The sequence below is a fragment of the Achromobacter anxifer genome, assembly GCF_903652925.1.
GTDB lineage: Bacteria > Pseudomonadota > Gammaproteobacteria > Burkholderiales > Burkholderiaceae_B > Achromobacter > Achromobacter anxifer.
Window position 1 is genome coordinate 320,856 of record NZ_CAHLAR010000002.1, and the last position, 25,098, is coordinate 345,953.

The 25,098-nt window shown below is 66.6% G+C and carries 34 protein-coding genes; 24 read left to right on the forward strand and 10 right to left on the reverse strand.

The features are described from left to right. Position 1: 1 nt before the first annotated feature. The 6 genes from HWY37_RS06815 to HWY37_RS34870 all read left to right on the forward strand — a co-directional run bounded on the left by HWY37_RS06815 (position 2) and on the right by HWY37_RS34870 (position 2,054). Positions 2–484, forward strand: a complete 483-nt coding sequence (locus HWY37_RS06815; protein ID WP_175209124.1) for a hypothetical protein — start codon at positions 2–4, stop codon at positions 482–484. A 70-nt stretch (positions 485–554) separates the two neighbouring features. Then, positions 555–863: a hypothetical protein gene (locus tag HWY37_RS06820; protein WP_175209125.1), complete on the forward strand. Its 309-nt coding sequence runs from the start codon at positions 555–557 to the stop codon at positions 861–863. Position 864: 1 nt separating this feature from the next. Further along, a complete protein-coding gene (locus HWY37_RS06825) occupies positions 865–1,143 on the forward strand; it encodes a hypothetical protein (RefSeq protein WP_175209126.1) in 279 nt (92 codons plus the stop codon). Then, a complete protein-coding gene (locus HWY37_RS06830; RefSeq protein ID WP_176088198.1) occupies positions 1,140–1,550 on the forward strand; it encodes a M15 family metallopeptidase in 411 nt (136 codons plus the stop codon). The genes HWY37_RS06825 and HWY37_RS06830 overlap by 4 nt, the downstream gene beginning before the upstream one ends. Beyond that, positions 1,547–1,948, forward strand: a complete 402-nt coding sequence (locus tag HWY37_RS06835) for a hypothetical protein (RefSeq protein ID WP_175209128.1) — start codon at positions 1,547–1,549, stop codon at positions 1,946–1,948. Before HWY37_RS06830 ends, HWY37_RS06835 begins: the two co-directional genes overlap by 4 nt. Beyond that, positions 1,893–2,054 (forward strand): hypothetical protein, encoded by a 162-nt coding sequence (locus tag HWY37_RS34870; RefSeq protein ID WP_425485009.1) that lies wholly within the window; start codon positions 1,893–1,895, stop codon positions 2,052–2,054. Before HWY37_RS06835 ends, HWY37_RS34870 begins: the two co-directional genes overlap by 56 nt. On the opposite strand, the gene HWY37_RS06840 is transcribed toward HWY37_RS34870, so the two are convergent. Further along, positions 2,044–3,123, reverse strand: a complete 1,080-nt coding sequence (locus HWY37_RS06840) for an acyltransferase family protein (RefSeq protein ID WP_175209129.1) — start codon at positions 3,121–3,123, stop codon at positions 2,044–2,046. The genes HWY37_RS34870 and HWY37_RS06840 overlap by 11 nt on opposite strands. A 64-nt stretch (positions 3,124–3,187) precedes the next feature. After that, positions 3,188–4,318, reverse strand: coding sequence for an acyltransferase family protein (locus HWY37_RS06845; RefSeq protein WP_175209130.1), 1,131 nt, complete (start codon positions 4,316–4,318; stop codon positions 3,188–3,190). A 537-nt stretch (positions 4,319–4,855) separates the two neighbouring features. On the opposite strand from HWY37_RS06845, the gene fmdA reads away from it, so the two are divergent. After that, a complete protein-coding gene (fmdA, locus tag HWY37_RS06850) occupies positions 4,856–6,085 on the forward strand; it encodes a formamidase (protein WP_175209131.1) in 1,230 nt (409 codons plus the stop codon). Between the two features lie 10 nt (positions 6,086–6,095). Continuing rightward, positions 6,096–6,428, forward strand: coding sequence for a zinc ribbon domain-containing protein (locus HWY37_RS06855; RefSeq protein ID WP_175209132.1), 333 nt, complete (start codon positions 6,096–6,098; stop codon positions 6,426–6,428). Positions 6,429–6,541: 113 nt separating this feature from the next. Here the strand turns inward: HWY37_RS06855 and HWY37_RS06860 are convergent, their stop codons facing one another. Next, a complete protein-coding gene (locus HWY37_RS06860) occupies positions 6,542–7,279 on the reverse strand; it encodes an ABC transporter substrate-binding protein (protein WP_176088199.1) in 738 nt (245 codons plus the stop codon). Between the two features lie 82 nt (positions 7,280–7,361). Then, positions 7,362–7,778, reverse strand: a complete 417-nt coding sequence (locus HWY37_RS06865; RefSeq protein WP_175209134.1) for a copper resistance protein NlpE — start codon at positions 7,776–7,778, stop codon at positions 7,362–7,364. Positions 7,779–7,943: 165 nt separating this feature from the next. On the opposite strand from HWY37_RS06865, the gene HWY37_RS06870 reads away from it, so the two are divergent. The 13 genes from HWY37_RS06870 to HWY37_RS06930 all read left to right on the forward strand — a co-directional run bounded on the left by HWY37_RS06870 (position 7,944) and on the right by HWY37_RS06930 (position 18,612). Then, entirely contained in the window at positions 7,944–8,417 is a 474-nt protein-coding gene (locus HWY37_RS06870; RefSeq protein ID WP_176088200.1) for an OsmC family protein, read from the forward strand. A gap of 11 nt (positions 8,418–8,428) precedes the next feature. Next, a complete protein-coding gene (locus HWY37_RS06875; protein WP_176088201.1) occupies positions 8,429–9,076 on the forward strand; it encodes a glutathione S-transferase family protein in 648 nt (215 codons plus the stop codon). 121 nt (positions 9,077–9,197) lie between these two features. Continuing rightward, positions 9,198–9,644, forward strand: a complete 447-nt coding sequence (locus HWY37_RS06880; RefSeq protein ID WP_175209137.1) for a carboxymuconolactone decarboxylase family protein — start codon at positions 9,198–9,200, stop codon at positions 9,642–9,644. Between the two features lie 8 nt (positions 9,645–9,652). Next, positions 9,653–10,582, forward strand: a complete 930-nt coding sequence (locus HWY37_RS06885; RefSeq protein WP_176088202.1) for a sigma-70 family RNA polymerase sigma factor — start codon at positions 9,653–9,655, stop codon at positions 10,580–10,582. Next, positions 10,563–11,108, forward strand: a complete 546-nt coding sequence (locus HWY37_RS06890; RefSeq protein ID WP_176088203.1) for a GNAT family N-acetyltransferase — start codon at positions 10,563–10,565, stop codon at positions 11,106–11,108. Before HWY37_RS06885 ends, HWY37_RS06890 begins: the two co-directional genes overlap by 20 nt. Positions 11,109–11,127: 19 nt before the next feature. Next, a complete protein-coding gene (locus tag HWY37_RS06895) occupies positions 11,128–11,688 on the forward strand; it encodes a cysteine hydrolase family protein (RefSeq protein WP_176088204.1) in 561 nt (186 codons plus the stop codon). After that, positions 11,678–11,902, forward strand: coding sequence for a DUF3820 family protein (locus HWY37_RS06900; protein WP_175209141.1), 225 nt, complete (start codon positions 11,678–11,680; stop codon positions 11,900–11,902). Before HWY37_RS06895 ends, HWY37_RS06900 begins: the two co-directional genes overlap by 11 nt. Positions 11,903–12,058: 156 nt before the next feature. Next, positions 12,059–12,388: a hypothetical protein gene (locus tag HWY37_RS06905; RefSeq protein ID WP_175209142.1), complete on the forward strand. Its 330-nt coding sequence runs from the start codon at positions 12,059–12,061 to the stop codon at positions 12,386–12,388. A gap of 98 nt (positions 12,389–12,486) precedes the next feature. Beyond that, complete coding sequence (locus HWY37_RS06910; protein WP_246302215.1) at positions 12,487–13,365, forward strand: helix-turn-helix transcriptional regulator; 879 nt, start codon at positions 12,487–12,489, stop codon at positions 13,363–13,365. Between the two features lie 115 nt (positions 13,366–13,480). Beyond that, positions 13,481–15,604 (forward strand): TonB-dependent siderophore receptor, encoded by a 2,124-nt coding sequence (locus tag HWY37_RS06915; protein ID WP_176088205.1) that lies wholly within the window; start codon positions 13,481–13,483, stop codon positions 15,602–15,604. Positions 15,605–15,662: 58 nt separating this feature from the next. Continuing rightward, positions 15,663–16,094 carry a cupin domain-containing protein gene (locus tag HWY37_RS06920; RefSeq protein ID WP_176088206.1) on the forward strand — a complete coding sequence of 144 codons (432 nt, stop codon included), beginning with the start codon at positions 15,663–15,665 and terminating at the stop codon, positions 16,092–16,094. Beyond that, positions 16,091–17,293, forward strand: a complete 1,203-nt coding sequence (locus HWY37_RS06925) for a RhtX/FptX family siderophore transporter (RefSeq protein ID WP_176088207.1) — start codon at positions 16,091–16,093, stop codon at positions 17,291–17,293. Before HWY37_RS06920 ends, HWY37_RS06925 begins: the two co-directional genes overlap by 4 nt. 65 nt (positions 17,294–17,358) lie before the next feature. Further along, positions 17,359–18,612, forward strand: coding sequence for an Hsp70 family protein (locus HWY37_RS06930; RefSeq protein WP_176088208.1), 1,254 nt, complete (start codon positions 17,359–17,361; stop codon positions 18,610–18,612). A 4-nt stretch (positions 18,613–18,616) separates the two neighbouring features. Here the strand turns inward: HWY37_RS06930 and HWY37_RS06935 are convergent, their stop codons facing one another. Further along, positions 18,617–19,537 (reverse strand): LysR family transcriptional regulator, encoded by a 921-nt coding sequence (locus HWY37_RS06935; RefSeq protein ID WP_176088209.1) that lies wholly within the window; start codon positions 19,535–19,537, stop codon positions 18,617–18,619. A 163-nt stretch (positions 19,538–19,700) separates the two neighbouring features. Between HWY37_RS06935 and HWY37_RS06940 the strand changes: the two genes are divergently transcribed. From HWY37_RS06940 to HWY37_RS06950, 3 genes are all read left to right on the forward strand, one after another. Beyond that, positions 19,701–20,720 carry a zinc-dependent alcohol dehydrogenase family protein gene (locus tag HWY37_RS06940; RefSeq protein WP_176088210.1) on the forward strand — a complete coding sequence of 340 codons (1,020 nt, stop codon included), beginning with the start codon at positions 19,701–19,703 and terminating at the stop codon, positions 20,718–20,720. A gap of 93 nt (positions 20,721–20,813) precedes the next feature. Next, positions 20,814–21,401 (forward strand): NUDIX domain-containing protein, encoded by a 588-nt coding sequence (locus HWY37_RS06945; RefSeq protein WP_176088211.1) that lies wholly within the window; start codon positions 20,814–20,816, stop codon positions 21,399–21,401. 27 nt (positions 21,402–21,428) lie between these two features. Further along, entirely contained in the window at positions 21,429–21,761 is a 333-nt protein-coding gene (locus HWY37_RS06950; protein WP_176088212.1) for a 2Fe-2S iron-sulfur cluster-binding protein, read from the forward strand. Here HWY37_RS06950 and HWY37_RS06955 read toward each other — a convergent pair. The 5 genes from HWY37_RS06955 to HWY37_RS06975 are packed head-to-tail and all read right to left on the reverse strand — an operon-like array spanning position 21,742 to position 25,078. Then, positions 21,742–22,209, reverse strand: coding sequence for a hypothetical protein (locus HWY37_RS06955; protein ID WP_246302216.1), 468 nt, complete (start codon positions 22,207–22,209; stop codon positions 21,742–21,744). The genes HWY37_RS06950 and HWY37_RS06955 overlap by 20 nt on opposite strands. Next, positions 22,163–22,861, reverse strand: coding sequence for a DUF899 domain-containing protein (locus HWY37_RS06960; RefSeq protein WP_176088213.1), 699 nt, complete (start codon positions 22,859–22,861; stop codon positions 22,163–22,165). Before HWY37_RS06960 ends, HWY37_RS06955 begins: the two co-directional genes overlap by 47 nt. Before the next feature lie 54 nt (positions 22,862–22,915). Next, positions 22,916–23,380 carry an SRPBCC family protein gene (locus HWY37_RS06965; protein ID WP_175209728.1) on the reverse strand — a complete coding sequence of 155 codons (465 nt, stop codon included), beginning with the start codon at positions 23,378–23,380 and terminating at the stop codon, positions 22,916–22,918. Further along, positions 23,266–23,718, reverse strand: a complete 453-nt coding sequence (locus HWY37_RS06970; protein WP_175209729.1) for an ArsR/SmtB family transcription factor — start codon at positions 23,716–23,718, stop codon at positions 23,266–23,268. Before HWY37_RS06970 ends, HWY37_RS06965 begins: the two co-directional genes overlap by 115 nt. A gap of 55 nt (positions 23,719–23,773) precedes the next feature. Next, positions 23,774–25,078 carry an MFS transporter gene (locus HWY37_RS06975; protein ID WP_175209730.1) on the reverse strand — a complete coding sequence of 435 codons (1,305 nt, stop codon included), beginning with the start codon at positions 25,076–25,078 and terminating at the stop codon, positions 23,774–23,776. Positions 25,079–25,098 lie beyond the last annotated feature (20 nt).

The window sequence follows — 25,098 nt, forward strand, 5'->3', positions numbered from 1 at the left end:
AATGATTTCTCATGAACAAATGATTTTCTGCATCCAGCGTATCCACCCGCAGATCACCGTGTATGACCACGGCCGCAAGTACTTCGTGGGAATGCCGGTGAGCGGGGACCAGCAGATCGAAGAGGCATTCATCATGGATTGGCGCTTCGACGACATCGAGCAGCCGACCTTCGACGAGATCATGGCGGTGTGGCGCAGCCCGGCAACGCAGGCGGCCTACGCGGAGCACGTCGCGAAGCTGGCCATCCCGACCTCGGTGTCGTGGCGCCAGGCGAATCTGGCCATGCTGGAGGTCGGCAAGCTGGCCGACGTGGAAGCGCTGATCCAAGGCATCGCGGATCCTGTCGAAAAGCGCAAGGCCCAGATCGAATTCAACTCCCCGGTGTACGAGCGCTCCAGCGCATTCCTGCAGGCCATGTGGGCGCAAGTCGGTGGCACGGAAGCGCAGCTCGATGACCTTTTCGTCCTTGCCAGCCAGAAATAGCCGGCGATCGATTACCGGACTCGCATCGTGCCCCTTCGCTGGGGCTTTTTTACGTCTATAGGGGACGCGATTGAACATCCAAGACTTCGACGCCCTTGCGGCAAAGTTCGCCGGCGTGCTCGGCGCGGCCATTTCCATGCGCTACCTGCAGGGGTCTTGGCCGGCGCGGCTGAGCATGGCCATCAGTGGTTCGCTGGTGGCGTATTACGCCTCGCCGTATCTGTCGCTGCTGCTGGGCATCCCGGAAGGCCTGGCGGGCTTTCTGACCGGCATGTTCGGCATGGCCATCGTGTCGCGCGCATGGGAGGCCGTGCAGGCGGCGCCCATCGGCGCGCTGTGGCAGGCCGTGATCGACCGCGTGCGCGGTAAAGGGGCGTGACATGGACGGCTCTATCTATCTGACGCTGTGGGCGGTGCTGGCGTTCGTCTGCTGGCTGGTCGTAGCCGGCGGCGCTGGGCTGGCGGTATTCGCCCGCTCGGTGAAGGACACCACGCTGGAGCGCATCGGCCTGTCGGCACTTTGCCTCACCGCTACGGGCGCGGCCTGCCGAGTCTTCGTTGCTGGGTGGGCGAGCGCGGGTGACGCGATGCTTGCCGCGTCCGCCGCTTTCTATGTCGCCGCGGTGACGGCGAAGCACATTCGGAGACCGAATCAATGAGCACCTTTCAACTGTCCCAGCGCAGCCTGACGCGGCTGGCCGGCGTCCATCCCGACCTGGTCGAGATCGTGAAGCTGGCCATCCAGCGCACGACGGTGGACTTCACGGTGGTGGAGGGTGTGCGCACAGTCGCGCAGCAGCGCGAGTACGTCGCGCGGGGTGCCAGCCAGACCATGGCCAGCTACCACTTGCCGCAGGCGGATGGCCTTGGGCACGCCGTCGACCTGGCGCCGCTGGTGGCCGGGGCGATTCCCTGGAACAACTGGCAGGCCTTCGCCGACCTAGCCGCAGTGGTCAAGGCCTGCGCCGCAGAGCTGGGCGTGCCGGTGGAATGGGGCGGCGACTGGAAGTCGTTCAAGGACGGCCCGCACTTCCAGATCCCGCGCGACTGGAAGGGGCGGCCATGAACCCGCTGCTGCGTGCCGTCGTGCCCTATGCAATTGGCGCTGCCCTGGTGGTGGTCGCGGTCCTGGGCGTGCGCTGGTATGGCGCCAGCCAGTACCAGGCCGGCATCGACCAGGCGAACGCCGATCACGCCATGGCAGAACTCACCGAGTTCAAGGCACAGACCGGCCGCCTGGCCGGGATCTCCAGCACCCTGGAGGATGCTCTGGTGGCGCTGCGCGACGCCAAGCCCAAGACCATCGAGAGGTATACCCGTGTCGAAGTTCAGAGCCCTTTGCCTGCTGGCTGCCGCATTGACGCTGACCGGCTGCAGCACATCAACGAAGCTGGCCGCGTGGCCAATACTGCCAGCCAACCTGGCTCAGCCGTGCCCATCGGTGCCCGAGGTGACCAGCGATAGCTGGGACGACTTCGCCCGCAGCTACATCGCGCTGGCGATCCAGTACGGGGAGTGCGCCGCCCGGCATCAGGCCATGGTAGACGCTTGGCAGAAGCCTAAGCAGTAGCCGGAACTGCTGCAGGCTGGGCGGCGACCTTCTTTTTGCTGCCCAGCTTCCGCAGGAAGTTCCGGGACGGCCGCTCAATCAAGTAGTAGGAGATTGTGGCCGTGCAGATGGCCAGCGAAATCTTGTCGGCCAGTCGCAGACCCACAATCTCGTTGGACATGACCACGTTCAGCAAGAAGTGCGTCAAGTACAGGGAGTAGGAGATCTCGCCCAGGAACACGGAAACCCGATTCCCGAAAAGAAGGCGCCCCAAACCCTTATCGCACAGCAGCCCAGCGATGATGAGCAGCGCGCCACAGGTCATGATCCACGATTGAAACGGGACCGTGCAGGCGTAACCGAGGACGCCGATACCCGCGACAACCATCGCATCCGATACGAGGGTAGGGAGCTTGTTGATGTCCTGCACGACGCGGTAGAGAGCCACGCCCGCGATGAATACGGATGTGAACTGAACCAGGAAATTTCCGTGGGACAGGACAATGTTGCTCGTATCGACGCCGGCAGCCTGCAAGAGGCCGATATGCGGCATCTTCATCAGGATCCAGACCATGGCGGCCATGACTGCGGCGGCGAACACCTTGGGCAGCTTGAACAGGATCAGCGCTGCGAATGGGAACCAGATATAGGCAAACATTTCCACGCTGATCGTCCAAGACAGCGCGTTCCATGAAAACTGGTTAACGAAGCCCCAGGCCTGGATCAGCAGCAAATTCAGGCCGAAGGTGAATGCCGTTTCGTTGGGAGTGCGCAGCGGGTATCCCGCTTCCATCAAGGCCAGGAATGCTAGCAGCGTAACTAGATGCAGAGGGTAGATCCGGGCCACTCGTTTGTAGAAGTAACTGCCGTAGGCGCCGAGATTGACCGACTTCCGGAACTCCGGATAGACGTGGGCCATCACGAATCCGCTCAGGACCAGGAACACAATTACGCCGGAAAAGCCGTATAGCAAGATCTGCATGAAAAGCCCTTCGCCTTTCATGCCGCCTCCCCAGGTGTAGTGCATTAGGACAACCCAGAGCGCCGCGTAGCCGCGGATACCTGTGAGAGCCGGGATATTTTTTATCATTTCTTATCTCTACCAGCACAACATTTGGTTCGGAGGATGGGGTCAGAGTTGGAAGGCACTTCCTTCAAGTTTTGATGGGAGTGGGGGAGCCCAATCTGGCCTCGGCGAAAGTGGCACCTTGGCGCGTCCTTTTGCTCCAGCGTAAGAACGGTCTCTCGACTCCCAGATGAATGCCGAGTGCGGCCAGGTACGAGGCCAGCGATGCCCCAGCTATGGCTGCCACAGGTTCAGCTCCCATTTCCACTAGTACATACATGATGGCGTAGCCAAACAAGGCATGAACTACATAAAGCGGATAACTGATGTCGGCGAAATGGCCGAGGAGTCTGTTGCTCGTGAAGCGAGTTCTCAGCAGATAGCAAATATGAAAGACGGCAATGGCGACCATGTATCCGGACATCCATTGGTAGGTGTACTCAGCACGTTGTGCGATCCACAGCCATAAGATCGGGATCAGGATACATACTAACAACTGCAGGCTCCGGAACTGGGCGGCGGTGACTCTGTTGTTCAGCAATGAGTAGTAAGCCATTCCAAGCAGTAGCAGCAGGCCGGACGCAATCTGCACTCCGACCGCGTAACCTTCAAATTTGAATGCCCAACTCGCTAGGGATGCAACCACGAGCATCGCGATGATGTGTCGAGGGAAGTCAAACCGCATGGCCTTGGCGCCCAACACGCAAAGAACCAAGTAGAAATATATTTCAACTTCCAGCGTCCAACTTATGCCGTCGATACGGGACACGCCTGCTGGCGCGCGGGTAACGATGCCAAAGTGGGCAAGTATGCCAAGCAATGAGAAGTTAAAACCGTTCCCTTTGTACATCGAGAGCGCGTATAGCATGAGCATGGCGAACGAGAAGCCGGCTATATAGACCGGATATATCCGGAGCCCCCGTCTGTACAGGAAATCTCGCTTGCTGCTATTTTGCATGGAAAACGGAATCACCATGCCGCTGATGATGAAGAAGATGCCCACCCCGAACTGGCCCAGGACGATGCAGTAATCGCCGACGAATGACAGGAAATCAGACCTCTCCGGGAGGGTTGCCAGCTTTGGAACGCCAAGCAGGTCGCATATCAGGGGATTCATGACCCAGAAAATGCCGGCGAAGTGGGATAAAAGCACCGATATGGCGGCAAAGCCACGTAGTGTATTGGCGAATTCCAGCCTTCCTGCGTTTGGAGGGGACATACGATTCTCTCGTTACTTGGTCTGCTACTTTTTGGCGCGCATTAGTTTAACCTGGTCTATATTTGGATCGTTTTGTTACAGTTAATGGCGGCGCTACCCGGACCCGCGAGGTGACACAACTAGGGAGGGTGCCCTTGCCGCTTCAGAGGGAAAACCGCTGTCGCAACATAGGTCCGCTGAGCGGCTGGCTTGATTTCATCGTCGGCGCCGGGCTCCCTCAGCCAGCTAGAGCAGCCGTCATCGGGGAAGGATGGGGAGATAGGGAACTGCGGATCCCTACGGCAATAGGGGCGCCGTCCTTCATCGGATGTCTCGCCGTGAAAGTGCGTACAAGTCCAGCAGCAGCCGGGGTTGCGTGAGGGGTCTTTGAAGTAGGGCATGGTTAGCTGTGCAAAAACCCAGTTTACCGCTGTCTAAAACTCGCCTACTGTGCTTTGCATATCAACGACTTACAAGCGCTAAATTGCGCATTTATATTAGACAGTCGAAGATAGAAATTTCTGTTTTATCAACACCTTGCGTTGGAGATGAAAGAGAATGACTGACACCCTCATCAAGGTCGACCTGGCCCAATCCCCCTACGAGAACGCGCAGATCCACAATCGCTGGCATCCGGATATTCCGATGGCCGTGTGGGTCAAGCCGGGGGATGACTTCGTGCTGGAAACCTACGACTGGACCGGCGGCGCGATCAAGAACGATGACAGCGCCGACGACGTCCGCGACGTGGACCTGTCCACGGTGCATTTTCTTTCCGGGCCGGTGGGCGTGGAAGGGGCCGAGCCCGGCGATCTGCTGGTGGTGGACCTGCTGGACATCGGCGCCAAGCCCGACAGCCTGTGGGGTTTCAACGGCTTCTTCAGCCGCAACAATGGCGGCGGCTTCCTGACCGAGCATTTTCCGCATGCGCAGAAGTCCATCTGGGATTTCCACGGCATGTTCACGTCATCGCGCCATATTCCCGGCGTGAACTTCGCGGGGCTGATCCATCCGGGGCTGATCGGCTGCCTGCCGGACAAGAAGCTGCTGGACACCTGGAACCGGCGCGAGCAGGCGCTGATCGACACCAATCCCAACCGCGTGCCGCCACTGGCCAATCCGCCCGCGCCGAAGACGGCACACATGGGCGCGCTGCAGGGCGCGGACCGCGACAAGGCGGCGGCCGAGGGCGCGCGCACGGTGCCGCCGCGCGAGCATGGCGGCAATTGCGACATCAAGGACCTGTCGCGCGGCGCGCGGGTGTTCTTCCCGGTCTACGTGAAGGGCGGCGGGCTGTCGGTGGGCGACCTGCATTTCTCGCAGGGCGATGGCGAGATCACATTCTGCGGCGCCATCGAGATGGCGGGCTGGGTGCATATGCGAGTGTCGCTGATCAAGGGCGGCATGGAGAAGTACGCGATCAAGAATCCGATCTTCAAGCCCAGCCCCATCACTCCGGCCTACAAGGATTTCCTGATCTTCGAAGGCATCTCGGTGGACGAGTCCGGCAAGCAGCACTACCTGGACGTGAACGTGGCATACCGCCAGGCCTGCCTGAACGCCATCGAGTACCTGAAGAAGTTCGGCTATTCGGGCGCGCAGGCGTATTCGCTGCTGGGCTGCGCGCCGGTGCAGGGGCACATCAGCGGGGTGGTCGACATTCCCAACTCCTGCGCCACGTTGTGGCTGCCGACCGAGATCTTCGACTTCGACATCCAGCCCTCGGCTTCCGGCCCGGTGAAGCACATCCAGGGCGGCGTCGACATGCCGCTTTCGCGCGACCGCTAGGAGACCCGCTATGCCCATGTATGACTATGCCTGCGGCGATTGCGGCGAGTTCGCGGCGCTGGTGCCCCTGGCCCGGTGGCGCGATCCTGCCGCCTGCCCGCAATGCGGCGCGATGTGCGGCCGCATCGTGGGCGGCGCGCCCGCGATCTCGGCGCTGTCGTCCGCGGTGAACCGGGCGCGCGCGGTCAACGAGCGCAGCGCGCACGAGCCGCGCAGTTCGCGGTCGGGCCACGGCTTGAATTGCGGCTGCTGTTCGGGCGGCAAGGCGGCGGGCAAGACGCGCACCACGCCGGACGGGGCGAAATCGTTCGCGGGCGCAAGGCCCTGGATGATCAGCCACTGACAGGCCGCAGCGGGCGTGGACGGGTTCCACGCGTGAACTGCCCCCCGGAAACTGGAGTTATCTCCAGCTTGCGGGGGGCAGTTCAGTTTTGGGGGCTGCCCAGACTGGCCTGTTCAGGCCTCCAGCGGCGCCACCGCCGCGCCCTGGATCTTGTGGCGGGCCAGGGCGTCGGCGACGAAGCCCGATTTCTTCATGGCTTCGACGAAGGCGGACAGATAGGCGCTGGCCTTGGCGCCGCGGCTCTTGGGCACGCCCATGGCCTGGCGGATCAGCATGAAGTGGCCGTCCAGCAGGCGCAGGCCGCCCAGGCGCTGCGCGTCGGCTTCAAGCTGCTGCTTCACGCCGGCGGCGACTTCCATGTTTTCCTGCAGAAAGGTGTCGACCACGGCGGGCGAGGTCGGCGCGCGGAAGATCTCCGCCTGCTTGAGTTCGCGCGTCAGGTATAGGTCGTAGGCGCTGCCCTTGCCGACCACGACGCGCTGGCCCTTGCGGTCCACTTCGTCCATGCTGGCGATGGGCGAATCCTGGCGCACCAGGTAGGCGCCCTCGATCACCACATAGGGCGCGGTGAAGGCGATCTGCGCGCCGCGTTGCGGGTCGATGGCGAAGAAACCCACGTCGGCCTCTTCGGCCGCCACGGCGTTGACGGATTCGCCGGCGGACTTGAACACCACCAGCTCCAGCTCGACGGCCAGGCGCCGCGCCAGTTCCGAGGCCAGGTCCACCGACACGCCGCCGGCCTGGCCGGTGACGGGATCGGCGTTGGCCAGGATGGGATTGCCCAGGTTGATGGACGCGCGCAGCGTGCCGGTGGGGGCGAAGGCGGAGAGCAGCTCGTGATCGGTCTTCATGGTTTCCTTTGCGGTGAGGCTGCGCGCGCGGGCGCGGACGATGCTGGAAGCATAGCCGCAAGCGCGCGCCGGGCGCGACGTCTTATTGCGCGCGGCGCAGGATGTAGTGCGGGGCCAGCGGGCCGGTCGGACGGGTGCCGTCGCGGTACAGCAGGGTCACCTGGTTTTCGCCGACGAAGTAGCGCTGACTGTCGCCGGACGCGTCGAGCCGGATGGTGCTGCCATCGGACTCCCAGCTGAAGGTGCCCGTCACGGTTTCGGGCTGCGGTTCGCGGTCCAGGTACTGGGTCTGTCTTTCGTAGCGGCCGTCCTGCTCCAGGGTCAGGCGGGTGCGGATGCCCGGGCAGTCCGCGCAGGGCAGGGTGCCGTCGTAGCTGCCGGCCCAATCCAGGGAGTCGCGGGCGGTGTGGCTGTCGGCGCGCACGGGGTCGCGCTGGGTCGGCGCGCAGCCGGCGAGCAGGGCTAGCGTCAGGGCGCAGGTCAGGGTGGTTTTCATCATGGCGAGCTCCTGTTTGGCAAACCGGTCACGATACGGATAGTAACGGGGGGGCGCTGAAACGGGATGTAAGGCCGGGCCGCTCATGCGCTACGCTAGGCGTCTTCGCGCAGGCGGCCGTGACGGCCCCGGCCGCCCGGGCGTCTCCCTTGGAACAGGACGATATCGATGCATGGCGAACACCGTTACAACGTCACCGTGGACTGGACCGGCAATACCGGCACAGGCACGTCCAGCTACGCGGCCTATTCCCGCGACCACCTGATCCGCGCGGCGGGCAAGCCCGATGTGCCGGGCTCGTCCGACCCGGCGTTCCGCGGCGATCCCGCGCGCTGGAATCCCGAGGACCTGCTGGTGGCGTCGCTGTCCGCCTGCCACAAGCTCTGGTACCTGCATTTCTGCGCGGTGGAAGGCGTGACGGTGCTGGCCTATCGCGACGAGGCCGAGGGCGTCATGGTCGAGGACCGCGCGCGCGGCGGCGCCTTTTCCGAGGTCATCCTGCGCCCCGAGGTGACCATCCGCGCCGGCGACGACGCGGCGCTGGCGGCGGAGCTGCACGAGCGCGCGCATCATTTCTGCTTCATCGCCAATTCGGTCAACTTCCCCGTGCGCTGCGAGCCTCGCATCGCGCACGCGGCTTGAGGGCCAGCGCCATGATGACCATCTGGGGACGCCGCAGTTCGTTCAATGTGCAAAAGGTGTTGTGGCTGGCGGGAGAGCTGGGCCTGGATTATGAGCACGTGCTGGCTGGAGGCCAGCACGGCTTGTTGGACACGGCCGAATTCCGCGCCATGAATCCGCACGGCAAGGTGCCGCTGCTGCGGGATGGCGCGACGGTGGTGTGGGAGTCCCATGCCATCCTGCGCTATCTGGCCGCGCGCGATGGCGCCGGCCGGTTCTGGGCGGACGACCCGGCGCAGCGGGCCGGCGCGGACGGCTGGATGGATTGGGCGCAGACCGCTTTGCAGCCGGCCTTCCTGTCCGGCGTGTTCTGGGGCTACTACTGCACGCCCGAGGCGCAGCGCGATGCGGCTGCCATCGGCCGCGCCATCGCGGCCACGCATGCCTGCCTGGAACAGCTGGACCGCGCGCTAGCGGACCAGCCCTATCTGGGCGGCGAAAGCCTGGGCCTGGCTGACATCCCGGCCGGCACCACGCTGTACCGCTACTTCGAACTGGACATTCCGCATCTACCCTTGGCCCATGTGCAGGCCTGGTACGAACGCCTGCAAGCCCGCCCCGCCTATCGCGAGCACGTGATGGTGCCCTTCGGCGAATTGCGCGGACGGCTGGCTTTCTAGCGGGCGGGCATCGCCGTTACAAAATTCCCGGCGAATGCTGTCACGAAGCCGGGGGCTGTCTCGTCTTAGGGGTAACGGCGCCGCATTCCGCGGCGCCCGCGAACCCGCCGGAGACTGACCCATGAGCACCGCCCGCCTCAACGCCTACACCGCTGCGCCCAAGGCCATGCAGGCCATGATTGCCCTGAACGATTTCGTCGAGGGCTGCGGCCTGGAGCACAGCCTGCTTGAACTGGTGAAGATGCGCGCCTCGCAGATCAATGGCTGCGCCTATTGCCTGCACATGCATTCCACCGACGCCCGCAAGCAGGGTGAAACCGAAATGCGCCTGTACCTGCTGGACGCCTGGCGCGAATCCTCGCTGTACAGCGAACGCGAGCGCGCCGCGCTGGCCTGGACCGAAGCGTTGACCAGGCTGTCCGAGACCCGCGCGCCGGACGAGGACTATGCCGCGATCGCCAGGCATTTCAGCGCCGAAGAGCAGGTTAACCTGACGGTTGCCATCAACATGATCAACAGCTGGAACCGCATCGCCGTGGGGTTCCGCTCGCAGCATCCCAAGCACTGAGGCTTTTCATGAACGCATCCGCCGCCGCCGATGCCATTGCCGATTTCGAGCCGCACCGCAGGCATCTGCAGGGGCTGGCCTACCGCATGCTGGGCTCCTGGGCGGAAGCCGAGGACATGGTGCAGGACGCCTGGCTGCGCTGGCGGGACGTCGATCGCAGCCAGGTCGAAGCGCCGCGCGCCTTTCTGTCGCGCATGGTCACGCGGCTGTGCCTGGATCAATTGAAGTCGGCGCGCGCGCGGCGCGAGGAATACGTGGGCCCTTGGCTGCCGGAACCCTTGCCCGACGCCGGCAGCTACGACGCGCCGGGGGCGGGCGAAATCGCGCACGACCTGTCCGTGGCCCTGATGCTGGCGCTGGAACGCCTGTCCGCGCAGGAGCGCGCCGCGTTCCTGCTGCACGATGTCTTCGACATGCCGTTCGCCGAGATCGCGTTGACGCTGGACCGCAACGAAGCCGCGTGCCGGCAGCTGGCCGCGCGGGCGCGCAGCCGCGTGCGCGAGGCGCGTCCGCGCTACGCGGTGACCGAGCAGGAGGGCGCGCGCATCGCCGATGCCTTCTGGCAGGCTTCGCGCGCGGGCGACGTGGACGCGTTGCGCAGCCTGCTGGCGCGGGACGCGGTGCTGCATGCCGACGGCGGCGGCAAGAAGCTGGCCGTGTTCCGGCCCATCCTGGGCAGCGACAAGATCGCGCGCTTTTTCGCCGGCCTGTCCTCCAAGCCCGGCGGACAGTTCCTGGATGCCGTGGTGACGCAGCTGAACGGCATGCCGGGCGTGCTGGCGACCGAGCTCGACGGCCTGCCCCGGTCCACCACGCTGGAAGTGCGCGACGGCAAGATCACCGCCATCTACATCGTGCGCAACCCTGATAAGCTGCGCCATGTCGCGGCGCTGGCGCCGCAGCCGATCGCGCCCCAGAATGCTTCCGACCTTCACTGATTGCCCGCAAGACCTGCCCGAACTGGGCCTCGACGGCCTGCGGCTGCGCCCGATGCGGGACGCGGACGCGGCCGCATGGCATGCCTATCTGCGCGACGAAGCTGTCACGCGGCATACCAGCTGGCAGCTGGACGGCCCGGACACGCTCGTGCGCCTGATCCGCGCCTACGCCAATCCTGCCGAATCGCACAGCATGCGGTTTGCGATCGAAACCGCGGATGGCGCACTGGCCGGCACCATAGGCTTGAACGAGATCTCGCTGCCTGCGCGGCGCGCGGAGATCGCCTATGACGTTGCGCCGCAGTACTGGCGGCGCGGCATCGCCACGCAAGCCTGCCAGGCCGTGACGGCCTGGGCCGTGCGCGAGCTTGGCTTCGCGCGCATCCAGGCCACCGTGCTGGACACCAACCTGGCGTCCGCCGGCGTGCTGCAGCGTTGCGGCTTCGAGCGCGAAGGGCTGTTGCGCCACTATCGGCAGGTGCGGGGCGAAGCGCGCGATTTCTGGATGCATGCCCGCATCAGCTGATGGCCATTTCGAGGAAACCATGACTTCCGCCTTGATCGTGATCGACGTGCAGCGCGCGTTGTTCGAAACCTCGCCCGCGCCCGCCGACGCCGAGGCCGTGCTGGCGCGCATCAACGAACTGGCCGCACGCGCCCGCGAGGCGGGCGTGCCGGTCATCTACGTGCAGCATGAAAGCCCGGGCAGCGCCATGGACCACGGCCTGGCCGGCTGGCAGCTGGATCCGCGGCTGCAAGCCGCCGACGGCGATATCCGCGTGCGCAAGACCACGCCCGATTCCTTTCTGCGCACGGGCCTGGCCGACGCCCTGTCGCAGGCCGGCGCCACCGGGCTGGTGATTTGCGGCTATGCCAGCGAGTTCTGCGTCGACACGACCGTGCGCCGCGCCGCCGCGCTGGGCCATCCCGTGACGCTGGCGGCGGACGCCCACACCACCCATGACAAGCCGCATGCGGCAGGCGCGCAGATCCGCGTGCATCACAATGCGACCCTGTCGTCGATTTCCAGTTTCGGCGTGAAGATCGCCGCCGTGCCCGCGGCGGACATCGTCTTCGACGGCGCGGAGAGGCCCCATGGATCCTGAACTGCTGTCCCTGCTGGTCACGCGCACCATGCCTTTTGGCAAGTACCAGGGCCGCCTCATCGCCGACCTGCCCGGCCCGTATCTGGCCTGGTTTGCGCGCAAGGGCTTTCCGCCTGGGGAGCTGGGGCGCCTCCTGGCGCTGATGCACGAGCTGGACCACAACGGACTGTCTTCGCTGCTGACGCCGCTGCGCCAGCAGACGCCGAAGAAATAGGCCGGCGCCGCGCGAAACGGCGGGAAACAACTGTGGCGGATTGTGTAGCGTCTTGGCACGCCGCGCGGGCGCGGCCGGCGATACGATAGGGCGGCGCGCGCCGGGACAGGCTCAGGCCCGCGATCCCGGGCGCAGAATCATTGAAGAGAGGTCGTCATGAAGAAACTCCACATTTCCGCTTTCCTGCTGGCCGCCTTGTGCGCCGCCGGCGCCGCGCAGGCGCAGAACGCGGCTCCCGTCACGCAGGAATACCAGTATCCCAGCGTGCGCTCCAAGGACGGCAGCCTCTCGCCGCCTTCCACGCTGCGCATGACGGTCACGCCCGAAGCGGGAACGGCGCCCGCCGTCATCCGCGACACGCCTGAAAGCCAGGCCGAATACGTGCGTTGCCGCGAAGTGTCCGACCGCGCCGCCGTGTCGAATGCGCAGATGCAGGCCGGCGTGGCGCAGTGCCTGAAGGAACTGGAGCAGCGCCGCCAGCAGTAGGGCAGGCCGTCCGCGGCGGACGGGCTTTTCGTTTGGGATAAACGGTAATAATATTCAATCTCAAAAAAACGGCTGCTCTACGCCGCGGAGCCGCTACCGTGACTGCTACCCCTCCCGAACCCGAATGGACCGTATCGGCCGCCATGCCCGCGATGTCGCTGGCGGGCGGCACCTTGCGTTTCGGCCGCGACGAGCGCGTGGCGGAGCGCCTGGAGCCCGGCTTGAAGCTGGTTCTGGTGTTGGACGGGGACCTGCGCTACAGCGTGCACGGCGCGCCGGCCACCCGCCTGAGCGGGCCCGCGCTGCACCTGAGCCTGTGCCAGGACGCCATGGGCATGGAGCATGAGTTCGGTGCGCATCAGGCCCTGCGCTTCGTGTCGCTGCGCACCGGCCTGGATCACCTGCGCGACGCATTTTCCATGGATCCTTGCCAGGTGGCGGGTCTGCTGCGCGGCCCGCGCAACATCGCGTCCTATGCCGAAGCCAATCTGCGGGCGGATCGCGCCCTGGAGGTCCTGGGCCACCAGATGCTGGCTTGCCCGGCGCAGGGGGCGCTCAAGCGCATGTACCTGTCGGCCAAGGCGCTGGAGCTGGCCGCGCTGGCCTTGGGCGCGCTGCAGCCGGCGGCGCGTCAGGCGCCGGCCCGCGGCCTGACGCGCGCGGATGTCGAGCGCCTGCACCACGCGCGCGAACTGGCTTCCGCGAATTTGCAGGATCCGCCGTCGCTGCCCGAACTGGCGCGGCGCGCCGGCGTGAACGTCAACAAGCTCACCACTGGCTTTCGCCAGCTGTTCGGCCAGAGCGTCTATGCCTACGTGCGCGAACGCCGCATGGAGCAGGCCCGCGTGCTGCTGGCCGAAGGCGCCTATACGGTTTCCGAGGCGGCCTACGCCTGCGGCTACACCGATTCGCACTTCACCAAGGCGTTCCAGCGCCGCTACGGCGTGCTGCCCAGCCGTGTCGCGCTGCGCGGCTGAAACCTCGAAACTTCGGCAATCGCCAACAAGACTTCCGCAATCGACAGCGGGGGTGCGCCTTCGTTCTTAGAATTACTTGAGAATAATTCTCAACAAAGTTTTAAGAGGACAGGCAGTGCGTACACAGGTGAAGAAAGCGGCTCGCAGGCCGCTAGGGGGTGCGGCGCGTGCGCGGCATTGGCCCTTGTGGCTGGCGGTGGCCGCGGGGCCGGCGCTGGCGCAGGAAGCGCAATCGTTGCCCGCAGTGACGGTCAGCGGCGAGGGCGTGGCGGAAAGCGCGGCCACCCTGGGCAAGCTGCCGCTGACGCTGCGCGAGATTCCACAATCGGTGACGGTGATCGGACAGGAGCGGATGCGCGAGCAGAATCTGCAAAGCCTGGATGACGTGATGCAGCATGCCACCGGCATCACCGTGCAGCCCTATCAGTTGCTGACCACGGCGTATTACGCGCGCGGCTTCAAGGTGGACTCGTTCGAGCAGGACGGGGTGCCGGTGCTGATGGGCAACATGGCCGCGTCGCCGCAGGACATGGCGGTGTACGAGCGCGTCGAGATCCTGCGTGGCGCCAACGGCCTGATGCATGGCTCGGGCAATCCCGCCGCCACGGTGAACCTGGTGCGCAAGAGGCCGCAGCGCGAGCTGTCCTTCAACGGCTCGCTCAGCGCCGGCAGTTGGGATCGCTACCGGGCAGAGGCGGATCTGGGTGGTCCGTTGAACGCCAGCGGCAGCGTGCGCGGACGGATCGTCAGCGCCGTGGAGGACCGCGGCTACTTCTACGACGTGGCGGACCAGAAGTCGGCGCTGTTCTACGGCATAGCCGAGGTCGACCTGGGCCCCGGCACGGTGCTGTCCGCGGGCCTGCAGTACCAGCGCATACGCTCCACCACCAACATGGCGGGCGTGCCGCGCTACAAGGACGGCGGCGACATCGGCCTGAAACGCTCGACCTACCTGGACGCGGCCTGGGACCGTTTCAACTGGAACACCACGCGCGTGTTCGCGGACCTGGAGCATCGCTTCGGCCAGGGCTGGAGCGCCAAGGTCAGCGCCAACTACCTGACGGCGGACAGCAATCTGAAGTACGCCGGCGCCTATGGCGCGATCGACCGGCAGACCGGGCTGGGCTCGTCGCTGATGGGCGCGGCCTACAAGTTCGAGAACACCCAGGCCAACGTCGACGCCTACGTCGGCGGTCCGGTGCAGCTGTTTGGACGGCGGCATGAACTGCTGCTGGGCGGCAATGCCCAGCGCACCACCTCGGAGCAGTACAGCGCGGACCTGACGCCGTATCCAAGGGTGCCGGTCAACGTGTTCGACTGGGACCCGCACAGCGTGCCGGAGCCGGGCGTCGGGCCGTATAGCTCGCCGGGTTTGACCCGGTTGAAGCAGCAGGGCGTGTACGGCATGGGCCGCTTTTCGCTGGCGGATCCGGTGACCCTGGTACTGGGCGGGCGCATGAGCTGGTGGAACCAGAGCGCGCCGGGCGCGCGGCAGCGCATCGATCCCGAGTTCACGCCTTATGGCGGGCTGATCGTGGACCTGGACCGCCAGTGGTCGCTGTACGGCAGCTATGCGCAGGTCTTCCAGCCGCAGGGCGAACTGACTCGCGACGGCAAGCCGCTGGATCCGATCACCGGCACCAACTACGAGGCCGGCGTCAAGGGCGAACTGGCGGACGGCGCGCTGAACGTGTCGCTGGCCGTGTTCCAGATCCAGCAGAAGAACCGCGCGCAGGAGGATCCGGACTGGCCTTGCGTGGGCCGCAACTGCTACTACATCCAGGGCGGCGAAGTCCGCAGCCGCGGCATCGAGGCCGAAGCTTCCGGCAGCATCACGCCGTACTGGACGGTGGCGGCGGGCTACACGTTCAACACCAGCAAGTACCTGTCGGACTCGCTGGCTGGCGGCCAACCCTTTGCCCGCTTCACGCCCAAGCACATCTTCCGGCTGTGGACCAACTACGCCCTGCCCGGACTGGAGCGGCGCCTGAGCGTGGGCGGCGGCCTGCAGCTGCAGTCGGGCTATTCCACGGTGTCCGGCCCCATCACGATGCGCCAGGGCGGCTATGCGCTGGTCGACCTGCGCATGGCGTATCGCGTGGACAAGCACCTGACCGCGTCGCTCAACGTCAACAACCTGTTTGACCGCGGCTATTACCAGAGCCTGTCGGGCACCGCCTGGAACAACCGCTATGGCGAACCGCGCAACGTCATGCTGACCTTGCGCGCCGAGTACTGATGAATCGAGGCGGACGCCATCCGCCGGCGTCCGCCGCAACCAGAAGAAGGAGTTCCCGATGAGTGCAAGCGATAGCGTGGTCGCGTTCGACTGGCTGGACCATTTCGTGGCGCTGGGGCGCGACGGCGTCCTGCGCGACGTGGGCAGGCTGCGGCGGCTGGAGCCGCGCGACGACTGGCTGGTCGGCGTCAAGGCCGTGGCCAGCGATGCCGACGTGCATGGCGACGTGTGGGAGCGCCACCCCGCGGGCGACGAACTGCTCTGCGTGCTGGAAGGGCGCGTGGTGCTCACCCTGATGGCCGGGGACGGCGCCGAATCCGATGTGCTGCTGGAGGCGCGCCGCAGCGCCATCGTGCCGCGCGGCGTGTGGCACCGGCTGCACGTGGCCTGTCCCGGCAAGATCCTGTTCGTGACGCCGGGGCAGGGCAGCGAACACCGCCGCGCGGACGCCGCAAGCCCCCGCGCCCTTGTTGAAGGAAATCAGAAGTGAACCGTATTGCAGACGGACGCATGTTCGTGATGATAGGCGCCTTGTACTTCTCCCAAGGCATACCGCTGGGCGTGGCGATGGAGGCCTTGCCCGCGCTGCTGCGCCGCGACGGCGCGGACCTGCAGGCGCTGGCCTGGCTGCCGCTGGTCGGCCTGCCCTGGGTGTTGAAGTTCCTGTGGGCGCCGGTCGTGGACAACCGCTGGACGGCCGCGCTGGGACGGCGGCGCAGCTGGATCGTGCCGATGCAGGCCGTGGTGCTGGCTTGCCTGCTGGCGGTGGCTTTCCTGGGCATCGGTTCCGCGGCCGCGCCCTGGGTGGTGGCGCTGATGGCGCTGGCCTCGCTGGCCAGCGCCACGCAGGACATCGCCACCGACGGCCTGACGGCGGAACGCTTCGAGGGGCAGGCCCTGGCGCGCGCCAACGCCGTGCAGGTGGGCGGCACGATGGTGGGCTTTTTCTTCGGCGGGCCCGGCTGCCTGATGCTGGCGGGCCATCTGGGCCAGGCCGGCGCCTTGCTGACGCTGGCGGCCGTGGTGGCGTTCAGCCTGCTGATGGCGGCCACCTGGGGCGAAACCCCGCTCGCCGTGTCGCCTGCGCGGCAACGGGCGACGCTGGCCGCCTTCATCCGCCGGCCGGGCGGCTGGGCCCTGGCGCTGGCGGCGTTCCTGTCCGCCATGACGGCGGTGGCGGGCTACGGCCTGTCCAAGCTGTTCCTGGTGGACGCGGGCTGGGCGGTCGAAGCCGTGGGGCGCATCGGCATGGCCGGGGGCGTGGTGACGGTGGTGCTGGGCTGCGGCGGCGGCGCGTGGCTGATCGGCCGTCTGGGCGCGCGCGCCGTGCTGGCGCTGGGCCTGGCGGCGTCGGGCGCGGCGGCGCTGGCGTGGCTGGCGCAGGCCCAGGGCTGGGCCGCATCGCAAACCGGCATGGCCCTGGCCGCGCAGGCCCTGGGGGCGTTCGGCGCGGGCGCGGCGTCGGTGGCGCTGATGACGCTGGCCATGCGTTTCGCCAGCCGGGGCGCGCAGGCCGGCACCGATATGACCGCGGTGCAGAGCGCGCGCGACCTGGGCGAAATCCTGACGTCGTCCCTGATGACCGGATTGGCGGCGCAGGTCGGCTATGGTGGAGGCTTCGCCAGCGGCCTGCTGGTGGCTGCGGCGACGCTGCTGTTCACGGCGCGGGCGCTGGCGCGCACGGGCTGATAGGGGGTTTGGGGCGGTTGCGGCTACACTTGTGCGCCGTTTTGCTTCAAGCCCCAGAATTCCTCATGATTTCCACCGCATGCGGCGTCGACTTCGGCACGTCCAATTCCACCGTCGGCTGGAGCCGCCCCGATCAGCGCGCGCTCCTGGCCCTGGAAGACGGCAAGACCACCTTGCCCTCGGCCATTTTCTTTCATGACGAAGACGCCGAAGTCAGCTATGGCCGCGCCGCCATCTCCGATTACCTGGCGGGCTACGACGGGCGCCTGATGCGCTCGATGAAAAGCCTGCTGGGCAGTTCGCTGATCGACGGCTCGACCGAAGTGCAGGGCCGCTCGATTCCCTTCCGCGTCCTGCTGACGCGCTTCATCGCCGAACTCAAGCTCCGCGCCGAGACCGCGGCGGGCCGCGGCTTCACGCGCGCGGTGCTGGGCCGGCCGGTGTTCTTCGTGGACGACAATCCCGCCGCCGACCAGACCGCCCAGGACACGCTGGGCGAGATCGCGCGCAGCGTCGGCTTCACCGATATCGAGTTCCAGTACGAGCCGCTGGCCGCCGCGTTCGACTACGAATCGCAGATCGACCGCGAAGAGCTGGTGCTGGTCATCGACATCGGTGGTGGTACGTCCGACTTTTCGCTGATCCGCCTGGGCCCTGGCCGCGCCGTCAAGGCCGACCGCCGCGAGGACATCCTGGCGTATGGCGGCGTCCATATCGGCGGGGTGGACTTCGACAAGCAACTGAGCCTGGCCCACGTGATGCCCATGCTGGGCCTGGGCAGCCAACTGCGCAGCGGCAAGGACGTGCCGTCCACGCAATACGGCAACCTGGCCTGCTGGCACACCATCAACCAGGCCTATACCCGCAAGGCCGCCGAGCACTTCGCCTATATCCGCGCCGAGGCCGGCGACCGCGAGAAGATCGACCTGCTGCTCAATCTGGTCAAGCAGCGCGCCGGCCACTGGGTGGCGGTGCAGGTCGAAGAGGCCAAGATCGCGCTGTCGGAAACGCCCGCCGCCCGCATCGACCTGTCGCGCATCGCGCCGGAGCTGGGCGTGGACGTGACGAGGCCGTCGTTCGACGCCTGCGTGGGCCGCTTGATCGAGAAGGTCGAAACCACGGTGGGCGCGCTGCTGCGCGACGCCGGCGTGTCGACGGCGGACGTGGACACGGTGTTCTTCACCGGCGGCTCCAGCCGCGTGCCGCGCCTGCGTGAATCGGTGTCGGCGCTGGTGCCGGAGGCGCGCAGCGTGGAAGGCGATCTGTTCGGCAGCATCGGCGCCGGCCTGGCGCTGGACGCCCGGTGCAAGTTCGGCTGAGCCCTCAGGCGGCCAGCATGGCCGGCACGCGCGCCGCCAGCGCGTCGATGGCGGCGCGCGTCTTGGACGGCAGGTAGCGCGCCTGCGGCCATACGGCGTGCACCTCCTGCGAGGCGAGGCGGTCGCCGTGCATCAACACGTCCAGCTCCCCCGTGCGCACGTAGTGCGACAGCATCCAGCAGGGCAGCCAGGCCAGTCCCGCGCCCGAGATGGCGGCGTCGGCAATGGCCTGCAGGTCGTCCAGCCGCAGGCGCGGGCTCAGCCGCAGCTGCAGGGCCTGGCCGTCCGCGTCCTTGATCGTCCAGGCCCGTTCCACGCCGTTGTGCGTGTAGATGATGCCGGCATGCTGCATCAGTTCGTCCACGCCGGAGGGACGGCCATGAGCTTGGATGTAGGCGGGCGAGGCGCCTATGCCCATGGTTTGCGTGCCCAGCCTGCGCGCGGCCAGGCTGGAACTGTCGGGCAGGTCGCCCACCCGGATGCCCAGGTCGTAGCCTTCCTCGATCAGATCCACGACTCGGTCGTTGAACGAAATCTCGACCTGCAATTGCGGGTATTGCAGCGCCAGGTCGCGCAGCACGGGCGCGACGCAATGCCTGCCGAACACCAGCGGCGCGCTGACCCGCAGCCGCCCCTGCGGTTCGCGGCGGCCGCTGTCCAGCTCGGCTTCCGCGGTCTGCAATTCGGCCAGCGCGCGCACGCAACGGTCGTAGTAGGCCTGGCCGTCGTCGGTCAGGCTCTGCTGCCGGGTGGTGCGGTGGAACAGCCTGGCGCCCAGGCGCGCTTCCAGCCGGGCGATGGACTTGCCCACGGCGGAGCGGGTCAGGTTCAGACGCTCCGCCGCCAGTGCGAAGCTGCCGGCCTCCACGGCCTGCACAAAGACTTCGATTCCGCTCAGTCTGTCATGCGTGATGGTTGTGGCCATTGAAGCGTTCCTTGGTTTTATTGGTTCCTGGAAGGATTCATTGAAAAGAAAAATATTCACCACTGGGGAAATAGTTTCCCATATATCTTATCGGTACTGGGCCGCGCCGTGTAGCAGCAATTGCCGGGCGGCGGCTTTCTTGAATCGATACAGGAGAAACGACATGCAGGCTTACACCGTTACCAGCGGCAAGGACATCGCCGGGCTGACGCTCGTCACGCGCCAACCGCGGGAGCTGGGGCCGCTGGAGCTGCGGGTGCGCATCAAGGCGGTGTCGCTGAACTATCGCGACCTGATGGTGGCGCGCGGCGAATACCTGAAGGGGTCGGGCGATCCGGTCATTCCGGCCTCCGACGCCGCGGGCGAGGTGATCGAGGTGGGATCGGGCGTGACCCGCTACAAGATCGGCGATCGCGTCATGGGCGCCTTCATGCCGGATTGGATCGATGGCGAACCGACGCCCGCTACTGTCGCGCTGGCGCCGGGCGCCGCCACTGACGGCATGCTAGCCACCGAGAGCATTTTTTCCGAGCACGCCCTGGTTGCCATTCCGGACTTCCTGAGCGACGAGCAGGCTTCGACCCTGCCTTGCGCCGCCGTCACCGCATGGAACGCGCTGTTCGTCGCCGGGCGGGCCAAGGCCGGGCAGACCGCGCTGTTCCTGGGCACGGGCGGCGTTTCCATCTGGGGCCTGCAGCTGGCCAAGGCGGCCGGCATGCGCACGATCATTACTTCGTCCAGCGCCGACAAGCTGGCCCGCGCGCGGGAACTGGGCGCGGACCTGACGATCAACTACCGCGAGACGCCCGAATGGCAGGATGAAGTGCGACGCCTGACCGGCGGCGAAGGCGCGCAGGTGGTGGTGGAAGTCGGCGGCGAGGGCACGCTGGAGCGTTCCGTGGCGGCCGCGCGCATGGGAGGCACCATCGCGGTCATCGGCGGCGTCAGCGGTTTCGCGTCGGTGCCGGTCGCGCCCTTGGCCTTGATCTCGGGCGTGAAGCGCCTGGAAGGCATATTCGTCGGCAGCCGCAAGATGCTCGAGGACGTGGCGCGCTTCGTGGACGTGGCGCGCATCGCGCCCGTCATCGACCGGGTCTATTCCTTTGATCAGGCGCGCGAGGCTTTCGAACACCTGGCCTCGGGCAAGCACTTCGGCAAGCTCGTCATCCGCGTCGCGGAATAGGCGTCATCGGGAGGGACGCGCGGCGATGGTAAGCTCGTGCAGCCCGCGCGGGCTGGCCGTCGCCCGCGCGTCCCTTGAGGTATCCGATCCGCCATGACCAGCAAGCCCGATTCCCATCTCGAAGAAAAACTCGTCGCCAGCGAGGCGCCTTATGACGGCGCCTTTCTCAAGATCCGCCGCGACACGGTCAGCCTGCCCAATGGCAACACGGCCACGCGCGAGTACGTGGTGCATCCCGGCGCGGTAGTGGTGATCCCGCTGCTGGACGACGGCCGGGTGCTGCTGGAGCGCCAGTTCCGCTATCCCATCGGCCGCGTCATGACGGAGTTTCCGGCGGGCAAGCTGGATCCGGGCGAAGACCCCCTGGTTTGCGGCAAGCGCGAACTGCTGGAGGAAACCGGCTACACCGCCGATCAATGGGCGCACGCCGGCGCCTTGCACCTGGCCATCGCCTACTCCACGGAAATCATCCACATCTATTTCGCGCGCGGTTTGCGCGCCGGGCCGCGCCAGCTGGACCAGGACGAATTCCTGGATGTCATCAGCGCGCAGCCGGCCGATCTCATCCAGGCCTGCGCCCGGGGCGAAGTCACCGACGCCAAGACGCTGACCTGCGTGCTGTGGATGCAGAACGTGCTGTCCGGCGCGTGGCAGCTGGACTGGCAGGACAACGCGGGCTGAGGCCCGGTCCGCGCGATCCGCTGCTTCATGTCTTCATTCCCTGTTCTCGTGCAGCCCGCCGGCCTGCGTTTCGACGCGCCGGCTGGCACCTCCGTGCTGCTGGCGGCGCAGGCCGCGGGCATCAAGCTGCCCAGCTCCTGCCGCAACGGCACCTGCCGCGCCTGCATGTGCCTGCTGCTGGAAGGGGAGATCTCCTACGCCATCGAATGGCCGGGCCTGTCGCGCGACGAAAAGGAAGAGGGCTGGATCCTGCCCTGCGTGGCGCGGGCCGAGTCCGCGCTGGAGATTCAGGCGCCGCTGGCCGCGCCGATCGAAGCCGCGCCGGCGCCTGAGCGGCCGCTTACCGGCGCGCGGCGCTGACGCGTGTCAGCAGGGTTGCGGCGGCCATGGCGGCCGCCATTCCCGCCGCCATGCCGGCGGCCATTCCCGTGAAGGGCGCGGCCCCCATGACCAGCGCCGCCGCCATTCCCCATTGCGACCCCAGCAGCATGCCCAGGCCCATGGCCAGGGCGCAGCCCAGGCGCGCAGCGGGGCCGGGAGCGCCGGGCCAGGGCGCCAGCGCCGCGATCAGCATGGCGCCGCTGCTGGCCGGCATCAGCGCCGCCTGGCGCCAGGCCAGTTCAAGCAGGCCGCCCGGCGCCGCGCACTCGCTGGCCAGCAAGGCGGCCGGGGTGCGCAACGTGTCGATCCAGAGGCCGCCCGCCATCGCCGCCGTGCCGATCAGCCACAGGCGCGTCACGCGGGCCGCGGCGGACCGCCCGCTAGCCGCAGGCGTGGCAGGCCGGCCGCGCGTCGTCGTAGCGGTCATGGTGGCGCACCCAGTCGCCCAGGTTGAAGTGCGGGCCGTTCTCGTTGCGGCCCAGCGGCGCAAGTTCCAGGTAGTTGTAGGCGCCGACCAGCCTTTCCACGCCGCGCGAGAAGCTCGAATAGGTGTGGAAAATCTCGCCGTCGGGATCGCGGAAGAAGGCGCTGGCGCCTGAGTTTTCCTGGATGCTGCCGTCGGCCACGGGCACCGAGGCCTGCAAGTCGAAGTTGAAATCGCTGCCCTCGGACGAATACCAGGGGAAGTGCCAGCCCATGCGCCGCTTGAAGGCTTCCAGCTTGGCCAGCGGGGCGCGGGACACGGCGACCACCGCGACGTCGTGCTGGCGCAGATGCACCAGCGCGCTGTCCATGTGGTCGGCCAGGAAGGAGCAGCCCACGCAGCCTTCCTCCCAGTCCGGGCCGAACATGAAGTGGTAGATGATGAGCTGGCTCTTGCCCTGGAACAGGCTGGCCAGGTCCACGGGGCCGGCCGCGCCCTCGAAGCGGTAGGGCTTTTCAACCTTGACCCAGGGCAGGGCCATGCGTTCGCGCGCCAGCGCGTCCTGGGCCCGGGTCAGCTCCTTTTCGCGGCGCAGCAGCGCCTCGCGCGCGATGTCCCATTGCGCTCGGGATACGACGGGGTGATCGGTTTGCATCGTGTGTCTCCTTGCAGCGGGCCCACGGGCCCGGATAGGGCGAACGGCAGGGGTTCAGGCCGGATTCGCCAGATGGCCCGCCAGCCGGTCCATCGCGCCCGACCATCCATGGTCGTGGCTGTCGCGGGTGGCCTGGTCGACGAACGGGGTCTGCAGAAAGGCGAATTCCGTGCCGCCTTCAGCAGGGGTGAACTCCAGGGTGACCAGCGAGACTTCCGCCGGCGTGTCGCGCCAGGCCCAGGTGAAGACCAGCCGCCGTTGCGGCTCGACTTCGCGGTAGCTGCCGCTGGCGTGATGTTCCAGCCCGTCCTCGGTGGCGAAGGCCAGCTGGTAGGCGCCGCCCACGCGCACGTCGGTCTCGGCCAGCAGCACCCGCCGCGTTTCGGCGGGGCCGAACCAGCGCATCAGCGCTTGCGGGTCCGTCCAGGCGCGCCAGACGCGTTCGACGGGGGCGTTGAAGCGCCGCCGGAGCCGGAGTTCGATTGGGCTTGCCTGGTCTCGGGTGCTTCGGTCTTCCATGGGTGAACCTCCTCCTCGTGGTACAGGTACCGTGCCAGCGAATCCAGCTGCCCGTTCCAGAACTTCTCGTAGCGGGCCAGCCAGTCGGACGCCGCCCGCATGGGTTCGGGCGATAGCGTGCAATTGACGACGCGGCCGTCCTTGGCGCGGGCGATCAGGCCGGCGTCCTCCAGCACGCGCAGATGCTTCATGAAGGCGGGCAGGGACATGGCGTGCGGCCTCGCCAGCTCGCTGACCGAGGCTGCGCCCTGTTCCAGGTCGGCCAGCACCCGGCGCCGTGTGCCATCGGCCAGCGCCGCGAAGATGCCGTCGAGCATGTCGTCTTTATACTTAACCATTAGGTTAAGTATTAGGCCGAGAGGGCACCGCTGTCAAGCAACAAAGTTGGCGTGATCAGGCGTGCCGGTGCATGGCCGAGCTGTGCTTGGTGTCGCGCATGGTGGCGTACACCAGCAGCGAGAGGAAGATGATTCCCGCCAGGTAGTAGTAGAACCACTCCTCGTGCCCCTGCTGCTTGAAGAACAGGGCGATGGCGGGCGCCGTGCCGCCGAAGATGGACACCGTGATGGCGTAGGGCACGGCGACCCCGGTGGCGCGGATGTTGGTGGGGAACAGTTCCGCCTTCACCACGGCGTTGATGGAGGTGTAGCCGGCCGTGAACACCCAGGCGCCGCAGATCAGCAGGAAGGCGATGAAGGGCGAGCGAGTGTGCGACAGCGTCATCAGGATGGGCACGGTGAGCGCAGCGCCCGCCACGCCGAAGAACACCAGCAGCGGCTTGCGCCCGACCTTGTCGGACAGCGCGCCATACACCGGCTGCAGGATCAGCGCGAAGATCAGCGACCCGGCGATGATGTAGGTGGTGACGATGTCCGAGAAGCCCGAGGTCTGCCGAACGAAGGTCTGCATGTACGTGGTGAAGGTGTAGAACGCGGCGGTGCCGCCCGCCGTCAGTCCCACCACGATCGCCACTTCGCGCGGATACTGCAGCAGGCCGCGCAGCGAGCTGGTCTGCGGCTTGGCCGCCTTCTGGGCTTCCTTGTAGGAGTCCGTCTCGGGCATGTCGCGCCGCATCAGGGCGGTGATGATGGCCAGCATGGCGCCGATCACGAAGGGGATGCGCCAGCCCCATGCCACCAGTTGTTCGTGCGTCAGGAACACGTTCTGCAGCAGCAACAGCACCAGAATGGCGCAGAGCTGGCCGCCGATCAGGGTGACGTACTGGAAGCTGGAATAGAAGCCGCGGTGGTCGGGGTCCGCGATCTCGGTCAGGTAGGTGGCACTGGCGCCGTATTCGCCGCCCAGGCTCAGGCCTTCGATCACGCGCGCCAGCGCCAGCAGGGCGGGCGCGGCCAGGCCGATGCTGGCGTAGGTGGGCGTGACGGCGATGATCAGCGAGCCCACGCACATCATCCCCACCGAGACCATCAGCGACAGCCGCCGGCCGTGCCGGTCCGCCAGATGGCCGAACAGCCAGCCGCCCAGGGGGCGCACGATGAAGCCGGCCGCGAACAGCGTTGCCGCATTCAGTTGCTGGACGACAGGGTCGTGGGACGGGAAGAAGGCGGGCGCGAAGTACAGCGCGAAAGCGGTATAGGCGTAGAAGTCATACCACTCCACCAGGTTCCCCATGGATCCGATGAAGATCGCCTTGATGCGGCGCTTCGCGTCGGGCATGTCGAGATACGCTTGCGTCATATCCGTCCTCCGGGGGCGTT